Origin of the sequence: Acidithiobacillus acidisediminis (assembly GCF_023277115.1) — a bacterium.
Classification (GTDB): domain Bacteria; phylum Pseudomonadota; class Gammaproteobacteria; order Acidithiobacillales; family Acidithiobacillaceae; genus Igneacidithiobacillus; species Igneacidithiobacillus acidisediminis.
This window is the reverse complement of the sequence record NZ_JALQCS010000001.1, coordinates 2,639,337-2,660,644: the sequence shown is the minus strand read 5'-3', so window position 1 is coordinate 2,660,644 and position 21,308 is coordinate 2,639,337. Positions and strand designations below refer to the sequence as shown.

Annotated in this window: 19 protein-coding genes and 1 tRNA gene; 15 read left to right on the top strand and 5 right to left on the bottom strand. The window is 60.1% G+C overall.

All coding sequences use genetic code 11. The annotated features are described in order from the left end of the window. Position 1: 1 nt before the first annotated feature. Together fabG and M5D89_RS13320 are read right to left on the bottom strand one after the other, a co-directional pair. Positions 2 to 787: a 3-oxoacyl-ACP reductase FabG gene (gene fabG, locus M5D89_RS13325; protein WP_248886281.1), complete on the bottom strand. Its 786-nt coding sequence runs from the start codon at positions 785 to 787 to the stop codon at positions 2 to 4. Further along, the gene (locus tag M5D89_RS13320) at positions 784 to 3,138 is read right to left on the bottom strand and encodes a glycoside hydrolase family 15 protein (protein WP_248886280.1); all 2,355 of its coding nucleotides are present in this window, start codon (positions 3,136 to 3,138) and stop codon (positions 784 to 786) included. The genes fabG and M5D89_RS13320 overlap by 4 nt, the downstream gene beginning before the upstream one ends. 150 nt (positions 3,139 to 3,288) lie before the next feature. Here M5D89_RS13320 and M5D89_RS13315 point away from each other — a divergent pair, with 150 nt between their 5' ends. The 5 genes from M5D89_RS13315 (at position 3,289) to M5D89_RS13295 (ending at position 6,917) form a co-directional block, all read left to right on the top strand. Continuing rightward, complete coding sequence (locus M5D89_RS13315; RefSeq protein WP_248886279.1) at positions 3,289 to 4,257, top strand: polyprenyl synthetase family protein; 969 nt, start codon at positions 3,289 to 3,291, stop codon at positions 4,255 to 4,257. A gap of 5 nt (positions 4,258 to 4,262) precedes the next feature. After that, positions 4,263 to 4,339, top strand: a tRNA-Pro gene (locus tag M5D89_RS13310). Between the two features lie 246 nt (positions 4,340 to 4,585). Continuing rightward, a complete protein-coding gene (locus M5D89_RS13305) occupies positions 4,586 to 6,337 on the top strand; it encodes a peptidoglycan D,D-transpeptidase FtsI family protein (RefSeq protein WP_248886278.1) in 1,752 nt (583 codons plus the stop codon). Continuing rightward, positions 6,337 to 6,657: a hypothetical protein gene (locus M5D89_RS13300; RefSeq protein ID WP_248886479.1), complete on the top strand. Its 321-nt coding sequence runs from the start codon at positions 6,337 to 6,339 to the stop codon at positions 6,655 to 6,657. The genes M5D89_RS13305 and M5D89_RS13300 overlap by 1 nt, the downstream gene beginning before the upstream one ends. Then, on the top strand, positions 6,657 to 6,917 hold the full coding sequence (locus tag M5D89_RS13295; RefSeq protein WP_248886478.1) for a hypothetical protein: 261 nt from the start codon (positions 6,657 to 6,659) through the stop codon (positions 6,915 to 6,917). The genes M5D89_RS13300 and M5D89_RS13295 overlap by 1 nt, the downstream gene beginning before the upstream one ends. Here the strand turns inward: M5D89_RS13295 and M5D89_RS13290 are convergent. Then, positions 6,909 to 8,747, bottom strand: a complete 1,839-nt coding sequence (locus M5D89_RS13290; protein WP_248886277.1) for an ABC-F family ATP-binding cassette domain-containing protein — start codon at positions 8,745 to 8,747, stop codon at positions 6,909 to 6,911. The genes M5D89_RS13295 and M5D89_RS13290 overlap by 9 nt on opposite strands. A 91-nt stretch (positions 8,748 to 8,838) precedes the next feature. Beyond that, positions 8,839 to 9,192 (bottom strand): DUF4870 domain-containing protein, encoded by a 354-nt coding sequence (locus M5D89_RS13285; RefSeq protein WP_248886276.1) that lies wholly within the window; start codon positions 9,190 to 9,192, stop codon positions 8,839 to 8,841. Positions 9,193 to 9,366: 174 nt separating this feature from the next. Here M5D89_RS13285 and M5D89_RS13280 point away from each other — a divergent pair, with 174 nt between their 5' ends. From M5D89_RS13280 to M5D89_RS13255, 6 genes are all read left to right on the top strand, one after another. Next, on the top strand, positions 9,367 to 9,633 hold the full coding sequence (locus M5D89_RS13280; protein ID WP_248886275.1) for an HPr family phosphocarrier protein: 267 nt from the start codon (positions 9,367 to 9,369) through the stop codon (positions 9,631 to 9,633). Further along, positions 9,630 to 11,351: a phosphoenolpyruvate--protein phosphotransferase gene (gene ptsP / locus M5D89_RS13275; protein WP_248886274.1), complete on the top strand. Its 1,722-nt coding sequence runs from the start codon at positions 9,630 to 9,632 to the stop codon at positions 11,349 to 11,351. The genes M5D89_RS13280 and ptsP overlap by 4 nt, the downstream gene beginning before the upstream one ends. Beyond that, positions 11,341 to 12,594: a hypothetical protein gene (locus M5D89_RS13270; RefSeq protein WP_248886273.1), complete on the top strand. Its 1,254-nt coding sequence runs from the start codon at positions 11,341 to 11,343 to the stop codon at positions 12,592 to 12,594. Before ptsP ends, M5D89_RS13270 begins: the two co-directional genes overlap by 11 nt. Next, positions 12,591 to 13,634 (top strand): A/G-specific adenine glycosylase, encoded by a 1,044-nt coding sequence (gene mutY / locus M5D89_RS13265; RefSeq protein WP_248886272.1) that lies wholly within the window; start codon positions 12,591 to 12,593, stop codon positions 13,632 to 13,634. The genes M5D89_RS13270 and mutY overlap by 4 nt, the downstream gene beginning before the upstream one ends. A gap of 104 nt (positions 13,635 to 13,738) precedes the next feature. Next, positions 13,739 to 14,014, top strand: a complete 276-nt coding sequence (locus tag M5D89_RS13260; RefSeq protein WP_248886271.1) for an oxidative damage protection protein — start codon at positions 13,739 to 13,741, stop codon at positions 14,012 to 14,014. Positions 14,015 to 14,315: 301 nt separating this feature from the next. Next, positions 14,316 to 14,552 (top strand): hypothetical protein, encoded by a 237-nt coding sequence (locus M5D89_RS13255; protein WP_248886270.1) that lies wholly within the window; start codon positions 14,316 to 14,318, stop codon positions 14,550 to 14,552. 92 nt (positions 14,553 to 14,644) lie between these two features. Here the strand turns inward: M5D89_RS13255 and M5D89_RS13250 are convergent, their stop codons facing one another. Further along, positions 14,645 to 16,342 carry an MlaD/PqiB family protein gene (locus M5D89_RS13250; RefSeq protein ID WP_248886269.1) on the bottom strand — a complete coding sequence of 566 codons (1,698 nt, stop codon included), beginning with the start codon at positions 16,340 to 16,342 and terminating at the stop codon, positions 14,645 to 14,647. A gap of 178 nt (positions 16,343 to 16,520) precedes the next feature. Between M5D89_RS13250 and M5D89_RS13245 the strand changes: the two genes are divergently transcribed. From M5D89_RS13245 to M5D89_RS13230, 4 genes are read left to right on the top strand one after another with little or no spacing between them, the layout of a single operon-like run. After that, a complete protein-coding gene (locus M5D89_RS13245; RefSeq protein WP_248886268.1) occupies positions 16,521 to 16,958 on the top strand; it encodes a DUF1841 family protein in 438 nt (145 codons plus the stop codon). Between the two features lie 21 nt (positions 16,959 to 16,979). Beyond that, positions 16,980 to 18,764: a M3 family oligoendopeptidase gene (locus M5D89_RS13240; protein ID WP_248886267.1), complete on the top strand. Its 1,785-nt coding sequence runs from the start codon at positions 16,980 to 16,982 to the stop codon at positions 18,762 to 18,764. Further along, complete coding sequence (gene fumC, locus M5D89_RS13235; RefSeq protein WP_248886266.1) at positions 18,761 to 20,152, top strand: class II fumarate hydratase; 1,392 nt, start codon at positions 18,761 to 18,763, stop codon at positions 20,150 to 20,152. Before M5D89_RS13240 ends, fumC begins: the two co-directional genes overlap by 4 nt. A gap of 24 nt (positions 20,153 to 20,176) precedes the next feature. Continuing rightward, the gene (locus M5D89_RS13230) at positions 20,177 to 21,298 is read left to right on the top strand and encodes a 3-deoxy-7-phosphoheptulonate synthase (protein ID WP_248886265.1); all 1,122 of its coding nucleotides are present in this window, start codon (positions 20,177 to 20,179) and stop codon (positions 21,296 to 21,298) included. Positions 21,299 to 21,308 lie beyond the last annotated feature (10 nt).

Sequence of the window (21,308 nt, the reverse complement as noted above, 5' to 3'; positions counted from 1 at the left end):
CTCAGCCCCCGTGACGGAAGTCAGGATAGATCAGCATCCCGCCATCCACAGCCAAGGTGGTGCCCGTCACGTAGCTGGCCAGATCGCTGACCAGAAACGCCACTACATGGGCGATTTCCTCGGGTTTGCCCAGGCGCCCCATGGAGATCTTCTTGTCCAGGTCCTTGAGCGACTCGGGGTCGTCCCATACCGATTGATTGATGGGGGTCTTGATGGCCCCCGGGGCGAGGGCGACAACGCGAATGCCCTTATCGGCAGTCTCTTGGGCCAGGGTCTTGGTGAACATGGATAGGCCTGCCTTGGCGCTGGTGTAGGCACTGTAGCCCTCCCAGGGGATGAATTCGTGGACTGAGGTGACGTTCAGGATCACGCCGGCCTTTTGCTTTTCCATGCGCGGGATGGCGGCGCGGGCGCAGTAGTAAGGCCCTTGGAGATCCACGGCGATGACCTTTTCCCAGGCCTGGGGGTCATCGTCACCGACCAGGGCGTGGGGTCCGTCCATGCCGGCGTTGTTGACCAAGATGTCGAGACCGCCAAAGGCCGATTCTACTTCCTGTAACAAGCGCTCCACCGCCTGCGGGTCGGAGACGTCGGCGGCAAAGGCGCGTGCCTTGCCGCCCGCCTTCTCGATGCTTTGGACGACGGCCTCGGCCTCGTCCTGGCCCTTGCGATAATGCACCGCCACCTGCGCCCCGGCAGCCGCCAGTATTTCGCTGATCGCCCGTCCCAAACCTCCGCTACCCCCCGTCACCAGAGCATTTTTTCCTTGCAAGTCAATCGCAATCACGCCTCACCTCCACGGATTTCCACGTTGAAATCTTCCCCCTGCCAGTGCTCTATATCGAGCCAGAAGAGGGTGAATTGAATGCTTTGGCCGGCGCGCAAAGCGCGGCTGGGGAGGGGTGCCAGATGGGCGAGTCCCCAATCTTCCGCCTCCAGATCCTGGACTTTTTGCCAGCCGTCGATACCCCAGTGCACGCGAAAGGGCCGGGGCAGCAGGATGCGGAGTTCCTGTCCCTGCTCCAGGGATTGCAGCCGATGGCGCAGGCGCCAGATTCGATAGTCCAGCTGCGGACGCTTGCCGGCATAGCGTTTCCAGGTCTGCGCTGGCCGGTCTACCGGGTGGCCCTTGATACTGCTGTGGCAGAGCTTCAAAAATTCGCCATGGGTCCAGACCAAGGGCATGGCCGAGCCGCTGGGTTGTCCCGGATACAGGCCTTTTTCGGGGATCGGGTCGCTCTCCCAGATCTGTTCGGGAAGCAGACCACCCTTGCCGGTCATGCCCGCCATGGCGCGCAAGTAGGGCAGGGGATCTTCCCCAGCAGCCAAGGCATAGTGGCCGCGCTCGCCGGTCAGGAGGGGCCAGCCCCGACCAACGCCCGCCCCATCAAAGGGACTTCCATCCCGGTGTTCACCATAGCCATCACCGTTGTAGCGGTGCCAGACCGGACCATTGGGGGTATCGGTCTTGAGCAGACCATCCATCACCGTTACCGCATCCTGCAGATGCGGGTCGTCGGCGCTGCGCAGGCCGTAGCGCACCAGTTGCAGGAAGTCCGTTGCCACTTGCTCGCTGGCCGCCCAATGGGGGTCCTGGGCGCGGTTTTTGACCAGCACCCACTCGTCCTTTGCCCCCGCATGGGTCAGCACATCTTCGGGCGCAATGCGCAGATAGTAGCCCGACACGTGAAAGCGCCGCGCCAGATCCGTATCGCGAACGAAGGTCCAGTCCTCGATATGGGCATTCCAGTAATCCGCTAGCATCAAGGCGCAGTCGGCTGCCTTGCCCGGCAAAAACTGCGCCCCTTCGACCAAGGCAGCAATGGCGACCGCCAAGGTGAAGGCATTGATGCCGCCGTCCTCTTCCCAGCGGTCCTGCCCCGTCACCGGTCCCTCGCAGACGATGAACTGCAAGGCGCGCTGTACCATGTCGCCGATCTGCATCCCGTCCAGTGCCTGGCGGTCCTGCAAGAGGCTCGCGAGGAGGACCGGAAAGCCCGCCTCATCCAGCTGAATACCCTGCCAGAAGGGTTTACCCCCCAGCCATTGATTCTGTAGCCAGTGGCCGTCTGCCTGTTGGGTACTAATGAGATAGGCGAGTACTTGCCGTGCCTCCTGCAGGGCGCCGATGGCGACCAGGGCACCGGCACTCTCCACCAAGTCGCGGGACCAGACCAGATGGTAGCCGCCCCGGCTGTCACTGGTCTCGCCCCAGGGCACTGACAGGCTCGCGACCCGGGCGCCGGGAAAGGTGTGGTCCTCATGGACCTTGAGCACATTGATGGAGCGGGCGTAGAGAGTATGGAGCTCTTCGGGAATCTTCTTACTGAAATTGCGGGGGAGGGGGTGGCTGCGATGCCACTGCCGCCACGCCGCCGTGTATCCCTCCTCGATCTGCCCAAAGCCACAGACCAAAGCGGCCCAGGCATTGGTGGCCGCCGCCTCCTTACTGCTACCGAGGCCCAGGGCCAGGGTCCCCTGGCGGGGGAGTTCGCCGGCCAGAGCGACTTCTCCTGGACCAGCGCTGTCGTAAGCCCAGGTCATCCGGCCATGATCCGAGAAATCCTGCCACAGATCACTCGCCCCCACCTCGCCCACCGAGCGGCGGGTAAAGCCTGGCAACCCCTTCTCGTCCGCGCAGAGCAGGGCCGCGCCAAAGGGGCCCTGTTCCGCCCAGAGTAAATCCCGGCCTTCCCAGCTGCCGCACCACGCCGCATTGTTTTCCGCATCACCACCCAGGCGTGCCGCGCAGAGCACGTAAGGACGCAGGCTCTCGTCACCCTCCAGGTGGTATTCCAGGAGTAAGACATCTCGACGCGGATCTGGGCAGAGACGAAAAGAAAAGCGAAAGCGCTCGTGTTCGTGGGTGATCTGGGGTAGAGGAATCTGGGCGTCTTCCAGGTGGAGCTCCGGTTCGGGCAGGGTCTTCAACTCGACCCAAAAGCCCTTGTCGTCCGCAATCAAAAAGCCCATGTCGCGGATTTGCGGGATATCGATGCGCGGGTAAAAAACCTCCGTCAGAATCCCCCGCGCCGTGGTGAACCAGACGCGGCTACTGCCAGGTGCGACCCCGACACAACTTTTTTGGGCACTGGCCCAGACGGGGCGACTCCAGGACGGGGATGGGGCGTGGGGCATGGGGGGGAGCTCCTTGTAGCGAAGACTGTACATAAAAGTGTAGGGGATGGAGCAAGAACTTGCCTTGACAAAGGCGCGCTGGGCTATCGACAATCGCCCCAGCTAGCGCAGGCCATGGGGTTGGCGCCATAGACAGAAAGAGAGTCGAGAATGAATTTTGATGGCGTCAAGGAACTGGTCCATGCGGATATGCTGGCCGTAAATCGCGTCATCCAGGAACAACTGCAATCGGGTGTTCCCACCATCCCGGCCATGGGTGCCTACCTGGTCAATGCGGGTGGTAAACGGTTGCGTCCGATCATCTTGTTGCTCGCGGCCCGCTTGGGCGGGGACTGCAGCGAGCGTCCGATTCCCCTGGCGGCGGTGGTGGAGTTCATCCATACCGCCACTCTATTGCACGACGATGTCGTTGATGGCTCGGAGCTGCGCCGCAGCAATGCGACAGCCAATCAGTTGTGGGGTAACGCCGCGGCAATTCTCGTGGGCGACTTTCTCTATGCGCGCTCCTTCGAAATGATGGTGCAAGATGGCGACATGCGGGTCATGGCGACCATGGCGGAGGCAACCAGCATCATCGCCCAGGGCGAGGTGGCGCAGTTGGAGAATGCCAACGATGCCGATCTCGATCCCGAAAATTACTACGCGGTTATCGCGGCCAAGACGGCCAAGCTCTTTGAAGCTGCAGCGCGGCTCGGGGCCATTATCAACGGCATGACTGCCGAGCAGGAAGAGTCCCTGGCCGAATATGGCCGGCTTCTGGGCACGGCATTCCAGCTCATGGATGATGCCCTCGACTATGAAGCCGAGGCAGAGCGGATGGGCAAGAACCGCGGTGATGATCTGGCGGACGGGAAAGCGACCCTGCCCTTCATTCACGCCATGCGCAGCAGTGGGGCGCAGGATCAGCGCGTATTGCGGGCGGCATTGGCCGACGAATCCCGGCAACATTTGCCGCAGGTCCTCGAAATAATTGCCAAGACCGACGCCATTGCATACACTCTGCGCTCTGCTGAGCAAATTGCGCAACGTGCTCGGGGCTGCCTGCAGGGCTTTGCGGATAGCGTCCAGAAAGATGCGTTGTTGTTTCTGGCAGATTTTGCGGTCCATCGTGACCACTAACACCACGGGGCGTGGCTCAGCCTGGTAGAGCGCCGCCTTCGGGAGGCGGATGTCGGAGGTTCGAATCCTCTCGCCCCGACCAACAATAGCGCCCGCTGGCAAAGCGGGCGTTTTTCTAGAGGGAGGCCGCTGCTCGGATGTGGAAATTTCTCATCCTGATCGCAGTAGTTGCGTATGCCATTTGGCGCTGGCGGCGTGCACTACGACAGAGCCGTAACCCGTCGCATTCCCCGCAGTCTGGCGTGCAGCAGCTGCAGCAATGTCCGCATTGCGCCCGCTACGTTGCAGACCAGCATCCCTGTCACGATCCGCAGTGCCCATATCAAGCATGAAGCAAGAGGTCAGTTCTCGGTTTCGTAAACTTCCCGGCTGGCGGGCCGGCTTGTTGATCTTGTTGATCTTGCTTGGCTTGGTTTTGGTGCTGGCGCGGGATACCGAATTACAGTTTTTGCAAGAGCATTTGCTCAGGGGTCAGGGAGACATTCGCTACCTGCAAGAACGGCCCTTACCGGCTCAGCGCGGAATCATCTACGCTGCCAATGGGCAGGCCTTGGCGGTGAATGTCCCAGCGGTAACCATCTGGGCGGATCCGCGGATTTTTCAGCGCTATCGCCAAGATTGGCCATCGGTGGCACAAGCCTTGGGAATCTCCACCGCAACTTTGCAGCAACGTCTGCACGCGGGCGGCGCGCAGTTCGTGTATCTCCTGCGCCAGGTGCATCCGCAGCTCGGGCAGGCGCTGGAAAAGCTCCATGTACCGGGCATTTATGTGGAGAAGACTAGCCGCAGCTACTATCCCCTCGGGGCGGTGACCACGCCGCTGCTGGGGCTGGTGCATCTCGATCACCACGGTGCTGCCGGTCTGGAGCGCGGTTTCGATGGCTGGCTGCAAGGAAAGGCTGGACGCGAAAAGGTCTTGGTGGATGGGAAAGGTGACATCTTGCGGGTGTTGCAGATGCAGCCGGCACAGAATGGCCACGATTTGCACCTGACCATCCAGCCACAGATCCAGTATTGGGCCTACATGACCCTGCGTGCGGCGCAGCGTCATTTTGCTGCCGAAAATGGTTCCGCCGTGGTGATGAACGTGCATACTGGACAGATCCTGGCGATGGTCAGTGTGCCATCCTGCAACCCCAACCTGCAGGAGGGTTGCGTCAACCCCAATGACTATGTCAACAATGCCGTGCATCAGGCCTTTGAACCAGGCTCGGTGATGAAACCCTTTGTCGTCGCCGCTGCCCTGAAGACGGGGAGTATCCAGCCCGATCAGAGCTTCAATGTCTCGCATTGCTTGCCCATAGGCGGCTTTTGTCTGCGCGATGATGTCGTCCATCACGAGTTGAATGTCGCACACATCCTCAAGTACTCCAGTGACATTGGTGCCGCCAAGATTGCTTTGCGCACGGCACCGGACGCCATCTACAGCATGTACCAAAGGGCGGGCTTTGGGCGTGATCCTGACCTCGGTTTTGACGGCGGTACGGCGGGCGTTCTGCCCCCGCCAAACACCTGGGATAAGGCCCGCCATGCCACGATTGCCTTGGGTTATGGGGTTTCGGTCACCACACTCCAACTCGCCGAGGCCTATGCCGCTATTGCCAATGGCGGCGTGCATATGCAGCCCACCCTGATCGCCGGGCAGCCTGCCCGGCAGGAACGTATCATGTCCACGCAGATTGCTGCGCATCTACGCCATTGGTTGGAGGGTGTATGCAGTGCCAACGGTACGGGCATCCTCGCTGCCATTCCCGGCTATGCCGTCGCTGGCAAAACCGGCACGGCCAATCTGGCCGACGGTAAAGATGGCTTTCAGAAAAACAAGACCAACGCCACCTTCGTGGGCTTTGCCCCAGGCTTTGCGCCAGATCTGGTGATGGCGGTATCCTTGCGCGGGAGCACGCGCTACTGGAACTTTGGTGGGGTGGAATCGGCGCCAGTCTTTCGGGTGACCATGCACCACGCATTGCAAGAACTGGGGGTCGCACCGCGTTGGTGTGGTGCGCATCCCTGCGTATCGGCAAGTAGCCAGATTACCCAAGCGCAGGCGGAAATTTGGGCCGAAGGAGGTGGGCAGTGATGGCGGCGATGGAGCGCACGGATCGTTGGGTGGCAGGAACATTGGCGCTGGGAGTGGTGTTGATCCTGCTCGCGATCTTGCTGGTGGCCTTCCGTACCCGGGTGCCGGTATCCCATTTGTATGTCAACGCCAGCGGCGTGCAGTTGCTACGTAGCGCGCATATCCCTGTGCATTCCGCGCCGGATTGGCCCGGCGCGTATCGGGTCAACGCGCGCGCGACCAGTCCGGCCTTCACGGCCATGGCAACGCTCTTTTTTGCCTCGGGAAATTCTGTCGATCTGCCTCGCAGCGACGTGTTGCTCTGGGTCTACCGCGGTTGATGCCGTACATTCGCGGCCTGCTCGGCGTCATCGCGGTTCTGGTGGCGGTGCTCCTCGGGCTCCTGGTGGATGTCTTGTTGTTGATCCCCGGCTTGCTCCTCGCCTACATCCTGACCAGCACCCCCTGGCACTGGGCGGGATATGTTCCCAGTCCGTTGCATACCCCGGCTCCTTGGACCGCCATGGCCCTTGCCCTCTTGGCGACCCTCGTCCCTGCACTCGTCGACTACGTATTGTTGCGCAGTCTGCGCCTACCCTGAGCCACTGAGCAGTTCCGCTTCTTTGGCCTCCAATTCCTCCCAGCGCGCATAAGCGGCGGCGAGCTCCGCGGCCAGTATTGCGGCTTCCTCTTGTACCGCCATGGCGCTTTCGGAGTTTTGATAGGTTTCCGCTTTGCCCATTGTTTCAGCCAGAGCGCTCTGCCGCGCCTCCAGGGCTTCGATGCGCGCCGGAAGTTCATCCAGTTCTTGGCGTTCACGCATGCTCAAAGACTTGGGACGGCGCGCCGCTTTGTCCCGGCGTTGGCCATCCCTGCTCTTGGTCTTTTCCGCTGCTGCCGCGACAGACTGCTGCGCTTGCCAAGCCAGGAATTCCTGATGACCGCCCGCGGTATTCAACCACTCGGCATCGCCCAGATGAACAATGCTTTGCGTCACGACATGATCCAAAAAATCTCGATCATGGGAGACGAGTAGTACGGTCCCAGGAAAGGCCAGCAGGCGGTCCTCCAGGACCTCCAGGCTTTCCAGATCGAGATCGTTGGTCGGTTCATCGAGGACGAGAATGTTGGCCGGTTTGGCGAAGAGACGGGCAAGGAGCAAGCGCGCCCGCTCGCCGCCGGAGAGACCCTTGACCAGACCCCGGGCACGATCGGGTGGAAAGAGAAAGTCCTGCAGATACCCCAGGACGTGGCGGCGCTCGCCGTCTACCTCGATAAAATCGTTGCCATCAGCAATGACATCCACTACGCGCTGCTCGGGATCCAATTGCTCCCGCAACTGGTCGAAATAGGCGATGGACTGCCGGGTGCCGCGCCGGATGCTGCCACTGTCCGGTTCCAACTCACCCAAGAGCAGGCGTAACAGAGTCGTCTTGCCGGCGCCGTTGGGACCAATGATGCCGACCCGGTCGCCGCGTTCGATCCGCGTCGAAAAGCCCTGCAGAATCTGCTGCGTACCCAGACGCAGCGAGATATTCTCGAGTTCCACGATCAAATTCCCCGAACGCTCAGACTGTTGGATGTGGATCTGTGCCTCGCCAATCCGGCCACCGCGGCTCTTGCGTTCCTCCCGCAGTTGTTCCAGCCGCCGCAGGCGCCCTTGATTGCGTTTGGCACGCGCCTTCACGCCCTGGCGCAGCCAGGCCTCTTCCGTCGCCAGCTGCTGTTCGAGACGGTCGAGATCCGCTGCCTCGGCATCCAGGAGCTCTTCCTTGCGCTGGAGATAGGTGGAAAATTGCCCGGGAAAACTCCGCAGCTGTCCGCGGTCGAGCTCGACGATGCGGGTGCAGAGGGATTCGAGAAAGCGTCGGTCGTGGGTGACAAAGAACAGCGTGCCGCGATAACGCAGCAAGGTCTTTTCCAGGGCCTCGATCCCCGCCAGGTCCATATGATTGGTCGGCTCATCGAGAAACAGGAGTTCTGCGCCATGAATAAGGGTGCTGGCAATGGCGAGGCGTTTCTGTTGCCCCCCAGACAAACCGCCGATCTGCTGATCCCGTGGTAGGCTCAGGCTATCACAGAGGGCGTCTGCCCGAGCCGGCAGGCTCCAGCGCTCGGGCGTGTCGTCGTGGAAATTTTCCGCGCCCGCGCTGTCTTGTGGTGCGGCCAACAGATAGTCCAGGACCTTTTGCTCTGCCGGCAGTTGTGGTTCTTGCGGCAAGAAGGCCCGGCGCAGGGCCGGGTCGATCCAGAGACTGCCGCCGTCCAGGGGATACTGGCCCGCCAGCGCTGCCAGAAGGGTCGATTTTCCCTCGCCGTTGCGTCCAATCAGACCAATGCGTTCCCCTGCCTCGGCACGCAGATCGGCATGGTCCAATAATACTCTACCGCCCCATTCGATGAGCCCCGAGCGCAACTCCAATACGGGCAAAATCTCCCCCTTCCTGTAACAACGCGTTCTGGCGCAGCTTAGGGGAGGGCGACTGGCCCTGACAAGGGGTAGGGTGCGGGGCCGGGACGGTTCAATTGACCAGGCGGATGCTCAGGGGATAGCGGTAGGAGCCGCCACTACTGGTCTTGACCGCCGCCAAGATGCAAAAAATGAGATCGACGAAAAATAGGATGGGAAATAGAACCAGGCCGATGAGCAAGGAACTGAGAATAGTGGCGGCAACATAGGCGATGAGCATGGTGATCTGAAAGTTCAGTGCTTCGCGTAGTTGCTCCATCAACCAAGGCCCAGCTTGGTCCTTCTTGAGCAGGTAAACGATCAGAGAGGGAAGAAAGCCAAAGAGAATGCCACCAGCATGCACCAAGGTGGCCGTGTTACGATCTTCGTTGGAGGTTTCCGGTACCACGACAGACGAATCAGACATGTTACGCTCCCTGTGTGTATTGATCGGAAAATTATATGGTTAGGGTCTGAATCTGTCTATGTCCGCGCCCGCATGACGCCAACGCGGGCCGTTACCGGATCGGCGCAGGCACTTGGCCCCCTGTCATCGCGGCGCTATCCTCGCCGTTAGTGCCCAGCAAAAGGAACACTATTCATGCGAGTCGATTTCCCCATCATCAATCGTTTGGGTCTGCATGCCCGCGCCTCGGCGAAATTTGTCAGTATTGCGGCGCGCTTTCCCTGCCAAGTCTGGTTGGAACGGGATGGGCAGCGGGTCAATGGGAAAAGTATCATGGGCTTGATGACCCTGGCTGCCTCCCAAGGCACGGTGCTCTCTCTGGAGACGGAGGGGGAAAAAGAGGCGGAATGCAGCGCGGCTCTTTCTGCCTTGGCGGCGGATTACTTCGGAGAAGGGGAGTGACCTTCGAACTTGCAGGGATTGGCGCAGCGGCGGGGATCGCCATTGGGACGGCGGTGGTGCTCGAGTCGTCCAGTATCGAAATTCCCGAATATCGCATCGCCCCCACGGCTCTCGACTCCGAGGAGCAACGCCTGCGTGGCGCCCTGGCCCTGGCCCGCGATGAATTGCTGCGGGTACGTGAGGCGATCCCCAAGGATGCCCCGCAAGATACGCGCCTGTTCATCGATGCGCATTTGCTCATGCTTGATGATCCTGCCCTGCGCGACCGGCCGATACGCCTGATTCGGCAACAGCGACGGAATGCAGCCTGGGCTCTGCATCACGAACGCGAACATTTGCTCGAAATCTTTGATCGCATGGAGGATCCCTACCTGCGCGGCAAGCGCGAAGATATCCTGCAGGTGACCGACCGGGTACTGCGTCACCTCCTCGGCGCGCAGGTGCCCAGTTTAAGTGCGGCAGCAGAGCGCATCATTGTTGCTTCCGAGCTCAGTCCCGCCGATACGGTCTTGCTCAAAAATGGCTCCGTTCTCGGCTGGGTGACGGACTTTGGTGCGGCTACCTCGCATTCCGCGATTCTCGCCCGCAGCCTGGGCTTGCCAGCGGTGTTGGGTACGCACCAGGCCACCCGCTTGCTGCGCAGTGGCGACTTGTTGGTCGTGGATGGTGAGTACGGCACCGTATTGGTCAACCCCAGTCCAGAACTTTTGGCGGAGTGTCGCGAGGCGCAAGCGCGGCGGCAGCGGCGGCGGCAGCTGCTGGAAGAGCAGCGCGACTTACCCGCGATCACGACGGACGGAACCCAGATTCGCCTGTTTGCCAATATCGAACTCCCAGAAGACGTGGAGTGGGTGCAACGCAGCAACGCCGACGGGATTGGTCTGTTCCGCAGTGAGTTTCTCTTCATGAATCGGGCCGATAGCCCGAGTGAGGAAGAGCAGTATCAAGCCTTTGCCCGCGTCTTGCGCGGGCTGCCGGGAGCGGAAATCACAATCCGTTCGGTCGACGTGGGCGCCGACAAACTGTTGGCCGACAGTGAATTGCAATTGCACGCGCAGGGACTCAACCCCGCCCTGGGACTGCGCGGTTTGCGTCTTTGTTTACGTCGCCCAGACTGGTTTCGCAGCCATCTGCGGGCGATTCTGCGTGCCTCTGCCCTGGCACCGCTGCGCCTGATGCTGCCCATGGTCAGTACCGTCCACGAGGTAATACAGGCCCGGCAGCTGGTGGGGCAGTTGCGTGACGAGCTGCGCGCCGAGGGCCACAAAGTAGCCGAGCATCTACCCATTGGTATCATGGTGGAAGTGCCAGCGGTGGCCATGGCAGCGCATTGTTTCACCGAGGTTGCCGACTTCTTCTCCATTGGTACCAACGACCTTACCCAGTATGCCCTGGCGGTGGATCGCGGCGATGATGACGTCAATGGACTCTTTGACCCGCTTCATGTGGGGGTGCTGTCCATGATCCAGCACACGATTGCGGCGGGGGAGGCGGCGGGAATTCCCGTGGCCATGTGTGGCGAGATGGCTGCCAATCCCCAATGGACCCCTTTATTGCTGGGGCTGGGATTGCGTCACTTCAGCATGTTTCCGGGCGCAATCCCCGAGGTAAAGGCGGCCATTCGCCACAGCGCAGTGGCGGAAGCACAAGTCGTCGCTTTGGCGGCACTCGCTGGTAACTCCCGTCTCTTTCTGCAATCGGATGACCTTGGCGGCTAAGCGTCTCGGTCTTTTTGCACTGGCGCTTGGTGTCCTCGCACTCTTGCTGTATCTCTGCGTGCTGTTCGGTGTGCCGCGTATCCTGCTCTCCCGTCTGCTCAGTAGCGAGCTGCAGATGCCCGTGCGGCTGGCACAGAATCCACAGATCTCCGCCAACTTCTCCCGCCTACAGATCAACCTGCAAGGGCTGCGGATTGGCCAGAACCTGCTACGGCTCCAGCAGATCCAGGCTGCCTGGCCTTGGTCGGCATTATGGCAGCGCCGCTGGATGGAACTGCGTTTACAGGTGATGGGGTTGCACCTGCGTGGCCCTTGGCCCAGTACTCCGCATCGCCAGGGCACGGGCTTCGCCATCACCTTGCCGCAAAATTTCGTTTTGCGTGATGGCAGCGTAGATTGGCCCCTCGGCGCACGAGAGCTGCAAGTCTCGGCACTGCAGGCGGAGTATCGGGCTGGCCAAGAGGCAACGATTGGTGGGCAGCTCCGCTATGACGGGCAGGCATTTTCCGTATCGGGAAACTATCGTGCCGCGCGGCCAGGGCAAGCGGGCAGCGTGTCTATGGAGGCCCGCAGCAAAGAGGGGCTGCTGGACGTCAACGTCCCGTCGCTACATCTGTCGGGCGCAAATACCATACGGATTCCGCGCGGGGATGCTCGACTGGTCTGGAAACAGTTTCATGGAGGCCTTGATTTTCAGGGCCTCCGTTATGCAGCGGCGCAGCAGAGTCTGACATTGGTCCGTTGGCGCTTGTCGGCGCAGCCGCAGCTGGGGGGGGAAGGGACCCTCGCGCTGTTCTGGAAGCATGCCCTGACGGTACAGAGTGATTTTCGCCTGCACGCGGAACAATTGCTGCCCTGGGTGCATTTGCTCGGCCTCAAGCCAGCCCTCGCTGATCCGCAGCGCGCCCTGCAGCCGGCGGCGTTGTCTGGCGATTTGCACTGGACCTCTGGCGGGCTCGTTCAGCTAGATCAAGTACGTGGCACGCTAGGTAGTGCACAGTTCCAGGGGGCGATCTCCCGCGCCGATCCGCAGCTGCCCTGGCAGATTCATGCGGAGATTTCCCGCCTGGATCTCACCCCTTGGTTGCGGTCGAGCGCCAAAACGACACCTTCCGCCAAGCTTATTTTCCCCTTGCCCAAGGATTGGCCAGCGTTGCGCGGAACGCTGCGGATTGGGGAGCTGCGCTGGGGACAATGGCAGGCAAAGAAGCTGCAAATCCAGCTGCAGGCAGTGCAAAAATGAAGCGTCCGCCGATCGCCGAGCGGCTCCTGCCTTGGTATGCCCGTTTTGGTCGCCTTGATTTGCCTTGGCGGCATCAGCGTGACCCCTACCGGGTCTATCTTGCCGAAGTCATGCTGCAGCAGACGCGCGTGGAGACGGTGCTACCGTATTTTTGTCGTTTTCTTGCCCGCTATCCCGACTGGCAGGCATTGGCGAGCGCTCCCCTTGACGATGTCCTGACGCTTTGGAGTGGGCTCGGTTACTACGCCCGCGCTCGCAATGCCCATGCCGCCGCACAAAGGATTCTGTCAAAACATCAGGGTCAGTTCCCAGAAGATCTGGCGCAGGCCCTGGAATTGCCGGGTGTGGGACGGAGTACTGCGGCGGCGGTGCTCGCTAGTGCCTATGGGCAGCGGCAGGCAATTCTCGATGCCAACGCGCGACGCGTTCTGTTTCGCTATCATGGTCTGGGTGGAGAGCCTCGCGCTGGGCAAAACGAGCGACTCCTGTGGGTGCTCGCGGAGCAAGAGACACCAGACGCAGCGCATGACTACAATCAAGCCATTCAGGATCTTGGCGCCCTGCGGTGTCTAGCTCGGAAGGCACGTTGCTCGGAGTGTCCGCTGCAGGGGCCTTGCGCCGGACCGGGCCGCGCGACTCGATTGGAGCGCATTCAGAAACCGGTGCGCTGCGCCTATTTTTTACTGGCAAGAACAGAAGATGGGCAGATCCTGTTGGAGCAGCGGCCAAGCAAGGGGATTTGGGGCGGTCTTTGGGCCTTGCCGTGGTATAGCCTGGGCGGGGAAGAAGAGGCAGCACTTCGCTTGCCAGAGCTGGTGGCCTGGGCCGAGAGGGAATATGGCCTGCGTCTGCGGATTCAGGAGTGTCAGCCCTGGCGTCGACACAGCTTTACCCATTTTCACCTGGACTATGTGGTGGTGACTGCACAAATTTCTGCCACTGTGGTGGCAGAGGCGCGGCAGGCGGCTTCGTACTACCCGCCAGATCAACTCGCGCAGCTTGCATTGCCAAGCCCAGTGCGCCGTTTGCTGTCTGCATGACTGGCGCTTTCTGGACATTGGCAGGTGCTGTCGCTACCCTTCGAGCTTCAGCGGCAGGGCAAGGTGCCCGGTGCCGGAGAGACTTTGGATTGGGAGGGTATCACGTGGCGAGAATGGTGCATTGCGTAAAACTGGGCACAGAGGCGGAAGGGCTGGATCGCCCCCCTTATCCTGGCCCTTTGGGTGTCCGTATTTACCAGGAAGTGTCAAAAGCGGCCTGGCAGGATTGGCTGAAGCATCAAACCATGCTCATCAACGAGTATCGCCTCTCTCCCATCGATCCCAAATCCCGTTCCTTTCTCGAAAAGCAGATGGAGGCATTTTTCTTTGGCGATGGAGCGCAAACGCCTGAGGGATTCGTGCCTGAACAAAAGGACTGACTTGTCGTGTTTCCACGACGATTCTTGGGGCCGGCATTGCCGCCCCAAATCCTCATCAGGGATAGGGCAGTTACTATCTGATCAAGTAGATAGCCTATCCAGCCAGTTATCGAGTTTAGAGATTTAGCCGATTTTCTCTTCGCTTCTGCCCGACAATTCTTCCTTGACAGATCAAGTCCGATTTTCTAATTCACTGTTTTATTAAGCATAAAAATATGGCATGGAATATGCTTTGCATTGGGCGCTGAAACGGAATCAGCCCGCCAGAGTGCGGACCTCTAATTTTTGGAAGGAGTGTACCATGAAGAAAATCGTTGCCCTCACCGCAGCCCTTGCGTTTCTGACTGCCAGCGCCAGCTTTGCTGCAGAAGAGACCCCGACCGCTGCGCCTACGGACCAGAAGGCGATGGAAAAGGCTCCGGTGAAGAAGGCCGAGCATCATGTGAAGAAGCATTATCACCATCATGTAAAGAAGCATGAAGTGGCGAAGGTGGAGAAGAAGGCTGAGGCCCCTGCCGAGGCTCCTGCAGCCGAGTAAGTAACCCGGAAACGGTGTTGCACAAAAAAGGCCAGGATGAAATCCTGGCCTTTTTGTTACGCCGATATGCTGATCGGGAGTGCCTTTGCGCCTTATGCTTGCTTCCAGGCCTTGAGGAAGATGCTGGCGAAGCGCACCGCAAACTTCAGCACATACTGGGTATCCTTGGCGAAGAAGATTTTCATCAGGCCAAAGATACCGCCTCCTTTGTTGGCTTCGTCCTTCATCTCCACCTGGGTCTGTTCCAAGGCCTTGACGGCCTTATCCACGCCGCTGGCAAAGACCGCATCCGAGGGAATCAACGGTAAGGCCTTGTCAAATAACAGATTGACCTTGTGCAGCACGCCGGCCTTCTGCACCTTGCTGATCAGGGCCAGAGCCTCCGGCACCATATCCATCAGGTTGGCCTGATGCAGATCCTTCACCAACGCCTTGACGCGCGTGGTGATGTCCGGTGCGTCACCCTTGACCATGGCCATACCGAGCTGCGCGATTTCCATCCATGCCAAGGCGCCCTGGCTGATCTCTGCGCCAATGTTCTTGATGGTGCCATCCCGCCACATTTCACCGATGAAGTCGGTAGCCGTACATGCGGCAATACTCAAGTCGCCGCGAGGGGAGAGAATATCGCCCAGGTGAATGCCCTGCCGCTCGAGATTGCAGGCAAGATTGCGCATGGTTTCGGCGATGGTTTCGGCGTGATCGAGGAGCCCATTGATCTGGTCCGCTACATCCCCGGAGCTGGCCTCACCGATCGCGATGTGTTTGGCCCGCTGCGCGATCTTGACCCATTTTTCCGCCTCTTCCGCAAGGGTGTCGAGTTTTTCTGGCAGATCCAGGTCGGTGATGATCCCTTGCACCGCAGCCAGACCATCCTTGCCCGCCTGGAGGAAGAATCCAGCATTGCCGGCGTAGCCGGCAACCTTCTCGACCTGATCGAGAAGCATCTCTACCCGGCTGACCAAATCCCCATTCTCGCCCGCGGCCAGATTCTTGACGCGCATAGCAACCTGTAACCAGCGCTTGCCAGCAATGCCCACCGTGCCGATGGTTCCACTCAGATCGGCACTGTTCAGCAATTCTGGCGCCGTATCCTTCAGGGTGCCGAGGGCGACACTCATCTGCCCACCCAGAATCTCTGCCATGTCGAGGAGCCCTTCCAAGCGCGCCTGCACGCTGGGGGCGTCACCCTGGATGAGTTTTTGCGCCCGCTTGGCCATTTGCAGCCACTGGTCGGCCATTTCCTGCAGCTCGTCCAGACGATCTGGGAGACTCAACTCACCCGCCATGTTGCCAATGACGCCAACGCCTTGTTTGGCACTGGTCCAATAGTACTGCAGGTTGGCAATGGCGCTGCGCAGCTTGTTTACCATGTCCTCGGCGCTATCACCAATCAGCGGGCACTGGAGTTCACCGCTCAAGGTCGCCAAGGAGCTGAAAAATCCCGATTTTTGTAGGTTGTTGAGGATGGTCAACAATTCGCCAATGGTCTTGTCGAGCTGGGCATCCTTGACCTCACCGAGAAGCTGCTTCAGGCGGTCGACGCCACCGTCGACCGTAAGCATGCCCTGCAGGGATTCCACGGTTTCCCGCAGCGCATCCAGCTGCGGCTGGTATTTTGTCAGCAGCTTGTCGGTGTCGATCGCGTTGGGGAGTTCGTTGAGTACGTCGCGGAACATCTGCAGAAGGTTCTGAAGCTGAAGGGCGGCATCGCCCACTTTTCCGAGCCCCTCCCACTGTTTGGGGGTAAGAGCGACTACTGTTTCCGCTGCTGCATTTCCGTTGGCCATGACGTATTCATCTCCCGCTGAACGATGCTGATAGCTGCCTAAATTGGCCGAGCCACGCTTATTTAACACAAAGAAGTATGATATTCCAAGGTATCGATGCGCAGAACGATGGAATTCACCTACTTCTTGCCCCAGTTTTACGGGTCCGTATGATGGAAGAATCTGCCACGATTGGGTAATGAATATGCTTTATGGAAGCAGGAGAGAAACCTATCGTCAGGTCTTCGTCGATTACTGGCAGCGTTTTCGTGCTGGGCAGCCTTTGGATGCCATGGCGCAGCGCGTCGTGCATGTCATCCAGGCGCATCCCGAATACCACGCCCTGCTGGAGGATCCTGAGCTCGCCCTGGGGGCGGACTTTCCACCGGAACTCGGGCAGAGTAATCCCTTTGCCCATATGTCGTTGCATGTGGCCCTGTTGGAGCTCTTGGCGACGGGACAGCCGCCGGGTATGGTGCAGGCTTATGCGCGGCTGTGTGCACAGCATGGGGATCGAGTGGCGGAGCATCTGGTGGTGGATTGCCTCGGAGAATTGATCTGGCAGGCGCAGCGCGCCGGTGCCGAGCCAGATTTGCATGGGTTATTGTCCTGCATGCAGGCGGCGGAACGACGGTAAGATAACGTGAGGAGAAAGGAAATGGCGGAAGCCAAAACAGGAGCGGAGTCGATACATTGGCGTTTGGAAGACCTCTACGCCGGCCGAGAGGATCCGCGTCTACAAGCCGATATGACGCAGGCAGCGGCGGCTGCGCGCGATTTTGCGCAACGTTATCGACAGGACTTCGCCCAACTCAGCGCCGCTGATCTGCATGCGGCCATGCAGGCGCTGGAGGAAATCCGCTTGCCTCTGGCGCGGGTAGGCGCCTATCGCTATCTGAGTTATGTCACCCATGCGGACGACCCCCTTTTTGGTGCTGCGCTGCAACAGTATCAGGAACAGGCAACGCAGATCGGAAACCAATTGGTTTTTTTCGACATCGCCTGGAACTCCCTGCCCGCCGAGCGCGCCGAGGCACTCTTGCAGGCCCCCGAACTTGCCCATTGGACGCATCTCTTGCGCAACTGGCGCAACTACGCGGCCCATTTACGCAACGAAGCAGAAGAACAGATCCTGGCTGAAAAGGCAGTGACGGGGCACAGTCTCTGGGAACGGCTCTTTGATGAGACCCTGACGGAGATGCGATTTTCCTTGCGCGGCAGGGAGCTGAGTGAGCAGGAGGTGTTGAGCAAGCTCTCCCATGCCGATCGCAATCTGCGCAAGGATGCGGCTGAATCCCTGAGTGCCGGTTTGCAGGGGCGCTTGCATACCCTGACCTTCTGCTTTAATGCCATCCTTGCGGACAAAGCCCTCGATGATCGCTTGCGCAGCTATCCGCACTGGTTGGCGGAGCGCAATCTGGCCAACGAGATCGATGACACCATGGTCGCGGCATTGGAACGGTCCGTGGTGGCGCGCTTTCCGTTGGTTGGCCGCTATTATCGTCTCAAGGCGCGTTTGCTGGGCGTCAGTCCCCTCTATGATTATGACCGTTACGCGCCCCTTCCCGGGTCGTCGCGGCAGTATTCCTGGTCCGAATGTCAGTCCATCGTACTGGGCGCATTCACCGACTTCTCGCCGGAGCTGGCGGCCATCGGTCAGCGCTTCTTCGACGAGCAGTGGATCGACGCAGCCCTGGCCCCTGGCAAACGCGGTGGTGCCTTCGCCCATCCCGTCACCCCCGACGTCCATCCCTACCTGATGGTGAACTACACCGGCACGGTGCGCGACGTGATGACCGTGGCGCACGAGCTGGGGCACGGTATCCACCAGTATCTGGCACGTGAGCAGGGATTCCTGAACTCCGATACCCCACTGACGACGGCGGAGACGGCATCGGTGTTCAGTGAGATGCTGACCTTTGAGCGCCTCATGCGCAGTGAGCCCGAGGCCAAGCAGCGTCTGGCCCTGCTCTGCGGTAAGATCGAAGACACTTTTGCCACGGTCTTCCGGCAGATGGCCATGCATCGCTTTGAGGCGCTCATGCACGAGGCCCGGCGCAGCGAGGGGGAACTCAGCAAGGAGCGGCTGGCGGAACTCTGGATGCAGACACAGGAAGAGCAATTTGCCGGCTCGATCCGTTTCAGCGAGGGCTATCGCTGGTGGTGGAGCTACATCCCTCACTTCATTGGCTCTCCCGGCTATGTGTATGCCTATGCCTTTGGCGAACTACTGACCCTGGCGCTGATTCAACGGTATCGCAGTGAGCGCGAAGCCTTTGTGCCGGGCTACCAACGCATGCTGACCCTGGGGGGAAGTCGTTCCCCGGTCGAGGTGGTGGCAGCGGCAGGGGTGCGCCTCGATGACCCCCAGATTTGGGACAGCGCCCTGGACTATCTGGAGGAGATGGTGGCCGAGGCCGAACGCTTGGCGGAGACGCAATGATGCGCCAGGAGCGTGATAGTCTGGGCGTGATTGAAGTAGCCGATACGGCCCTGTGGGGCGCCCAAACCCAGCGTTCTCTGCATTTTTTTGCCATTGGCGAGGAACGGATGCCGCTCGCGATCATCCACGCCCTGGCCCGCATAAAGGCGGCTGCCGCTCAGGTGAACGGTGGTCTGGGTAAGCTGCCTGGCGCCCTGGTCGAGCCTATCGCCCTGGCGGCGCTGGAGGTCGCGTCAGGTCAGTGGGACGAGCAATTTCCGCTGCGCGTCTGGCAAACCGGTAGCGGCACTCAGAGCAACATGAACGTCAACGAGGTCATTGCCAATCTGGCTAATGAGCGCCTGGGGGGCAGCCGTGGTGGCAAGTCTCCGGTGCATCCGAATGACCACGTCAACCTGGGGCAGTCTTCCAACGATGTTTTTCCCAGTGCCCTGCATCTGAGTGTAGCATTGGCGCTGCGGGAGCAGCTGTTTCCGGCCATCGCCAACTTACGCGATCTCCTCCAACAGCGCAGTGAAGAGTTTGCCGGCATGCTCAAGATTGGCCGCACCCATTTGATGGATGCCGTGCCGATGAGCTTGGGGCAGGAATTTTCTGGTTATGTCGATCAGCTGCAGCAGGGAGAGACGGGAATCCGCTTGGTACTGCCTGGCTTGCATGCCCTGGCACTCGGGGGTACGGCGGTTGGGACAGGGCTCAATACCCACGCCGATTTTGCCGAGCAGGTCTGTACCGTCCTGGCGCAGGAACTGGATTTGCCGCTGCGGCCAGCAAGCAACCCTTTTTCGGCCCTGGCGGGGCAGGAGGCACTATGCCAGCTTAGCGGCCAGCTACGCAGTCTGGCCATGTCGCTGTTGAAGATTGCCAATGACATCCGCTGGATGGGTTCGGGACCGCGGGCGGGGCTCGGCGAGCTTGCGCTGCCAGAGAATGAACCGGGCTCTTCGATCATGCCGGGCAAGGTCAATCCCACCCAGGCCGAGGCGCTGAGCATGGTCTGTGCGCAGGTCTTTGGTAACGACGCGACGGTTGCCTTTGCCTCTTCGCAAGGGAATTTTGAACTCAATGTCTATAAGCCCGTCCTAGGCTACAATGTGTTGCAAAGTATTCGCTTGTTGGCGGATGCCATGAACTCCTTTGCACTTCATTGTATTCAGGGCCTGCAGGCGCGCGAAGCGCAATTACGGAATCATCTCGACAGTTCCTTGATGCTGGTGACGGCGCTGGTGCCTCGTCTGGGCTACGAGCGCGCGGCAAGCATTGCGCAGACCGCGCACCGCGAGGGCACGACCTTGCGCGAGGCGGCATTGGCGAGTGGTTGGATCGAGGACCAAGAGCTGGAGGAAATTTTGCGTCCGGAGCAGATGCTGGCACCGGACACACAATAGTATGGGCGAGGAAGGGAAAAGACGATGATTTTGATTCTCGAGGCGGAGTTGCAGGAGAGCGCGCCAGAATACCAGGCGTTGTTGCGGTATCTGGATGGTCTCGCGGCCATCGAATACCGCGTGCATCGGGTGCAGGGCGCGGAGCAACTGCTCAGCGAAATCTATCTGATTGGCAATACCAAGGCCCTGGATCTCGGGGAGATGGAATCGTTGCCCGGTGTGGCCAAGGCGATTCGCGTGTCGCGGGAATATCGCGTTCTGGGACGACATCAGGATGACGCCCGCGCCAACGGCTTTACCTACAATGGGGTTGAATTCAGTCAGGATACCTTGCATGTCTTCGCTGGCCTCTGCGCCGTCGACACCCCGGAGCATGTCGAGCAGATGCTGCGTGCCTTGCAGGAGAATGGGCAGGTCTGCACCCGCATGGGAGCCTACAAACCGCGTACCAGCCCCTACGCCTTTCAGGGGCATGGCAAGGAGTGTCTGCCCTGGGTCTTCGAATTGGCAGGGAAATATGGCATCAAGGTCATTGCCATGGAGATCCTGCACGAACAGCATATGGATGAGATTCGCGAGGCCTTGGCGCAGACCGGCCATCCCACCGGCGTCATGCTGCAGATTGGCACCCGTAATACGCAAAATTTTGAGTTGCTCAAGGCCGTGGGTCGGCAGCAGGAGTTTCCGGTGTTGCTCAAGCGGGGCTTTGGTATCACTCTGGAAGAATCTTTGAATGCAGCGGAATATCTGGCCTCGGAAGGAAATAATCAGGTGGTTTTCGGGTTACGTGGCATGAAAACCAACCTGGGGGATCCGCATCGGAATTTTGTCGATTTTGCGCAAGTGCCGGTAGTGAAACGTCTCACCCGTATGCCCGTTTGCATCGATCCCTCGCACTCCGTCGGCACCCGAGACGCGGGGCCAGATGGGATTCTCGACGTTTTTCATGTGACTGCGCAAGGAGTCATCGCCGGGGCCAACATGGTGTTGGTGGATTTCCATCCAGATCCCGCGACGGCCTTGGTCGATGGACCACAGGCCCTGCTGCTCAAGGAATTGCCGTGGTTTCTGGAGGATGTGCGCCTGGCGCGGGAAACCTATGAGGAGCGCCGCCTGCTGGCGGCGGCACAGAACGCCGCCGTCTGAGGTGGCGGCA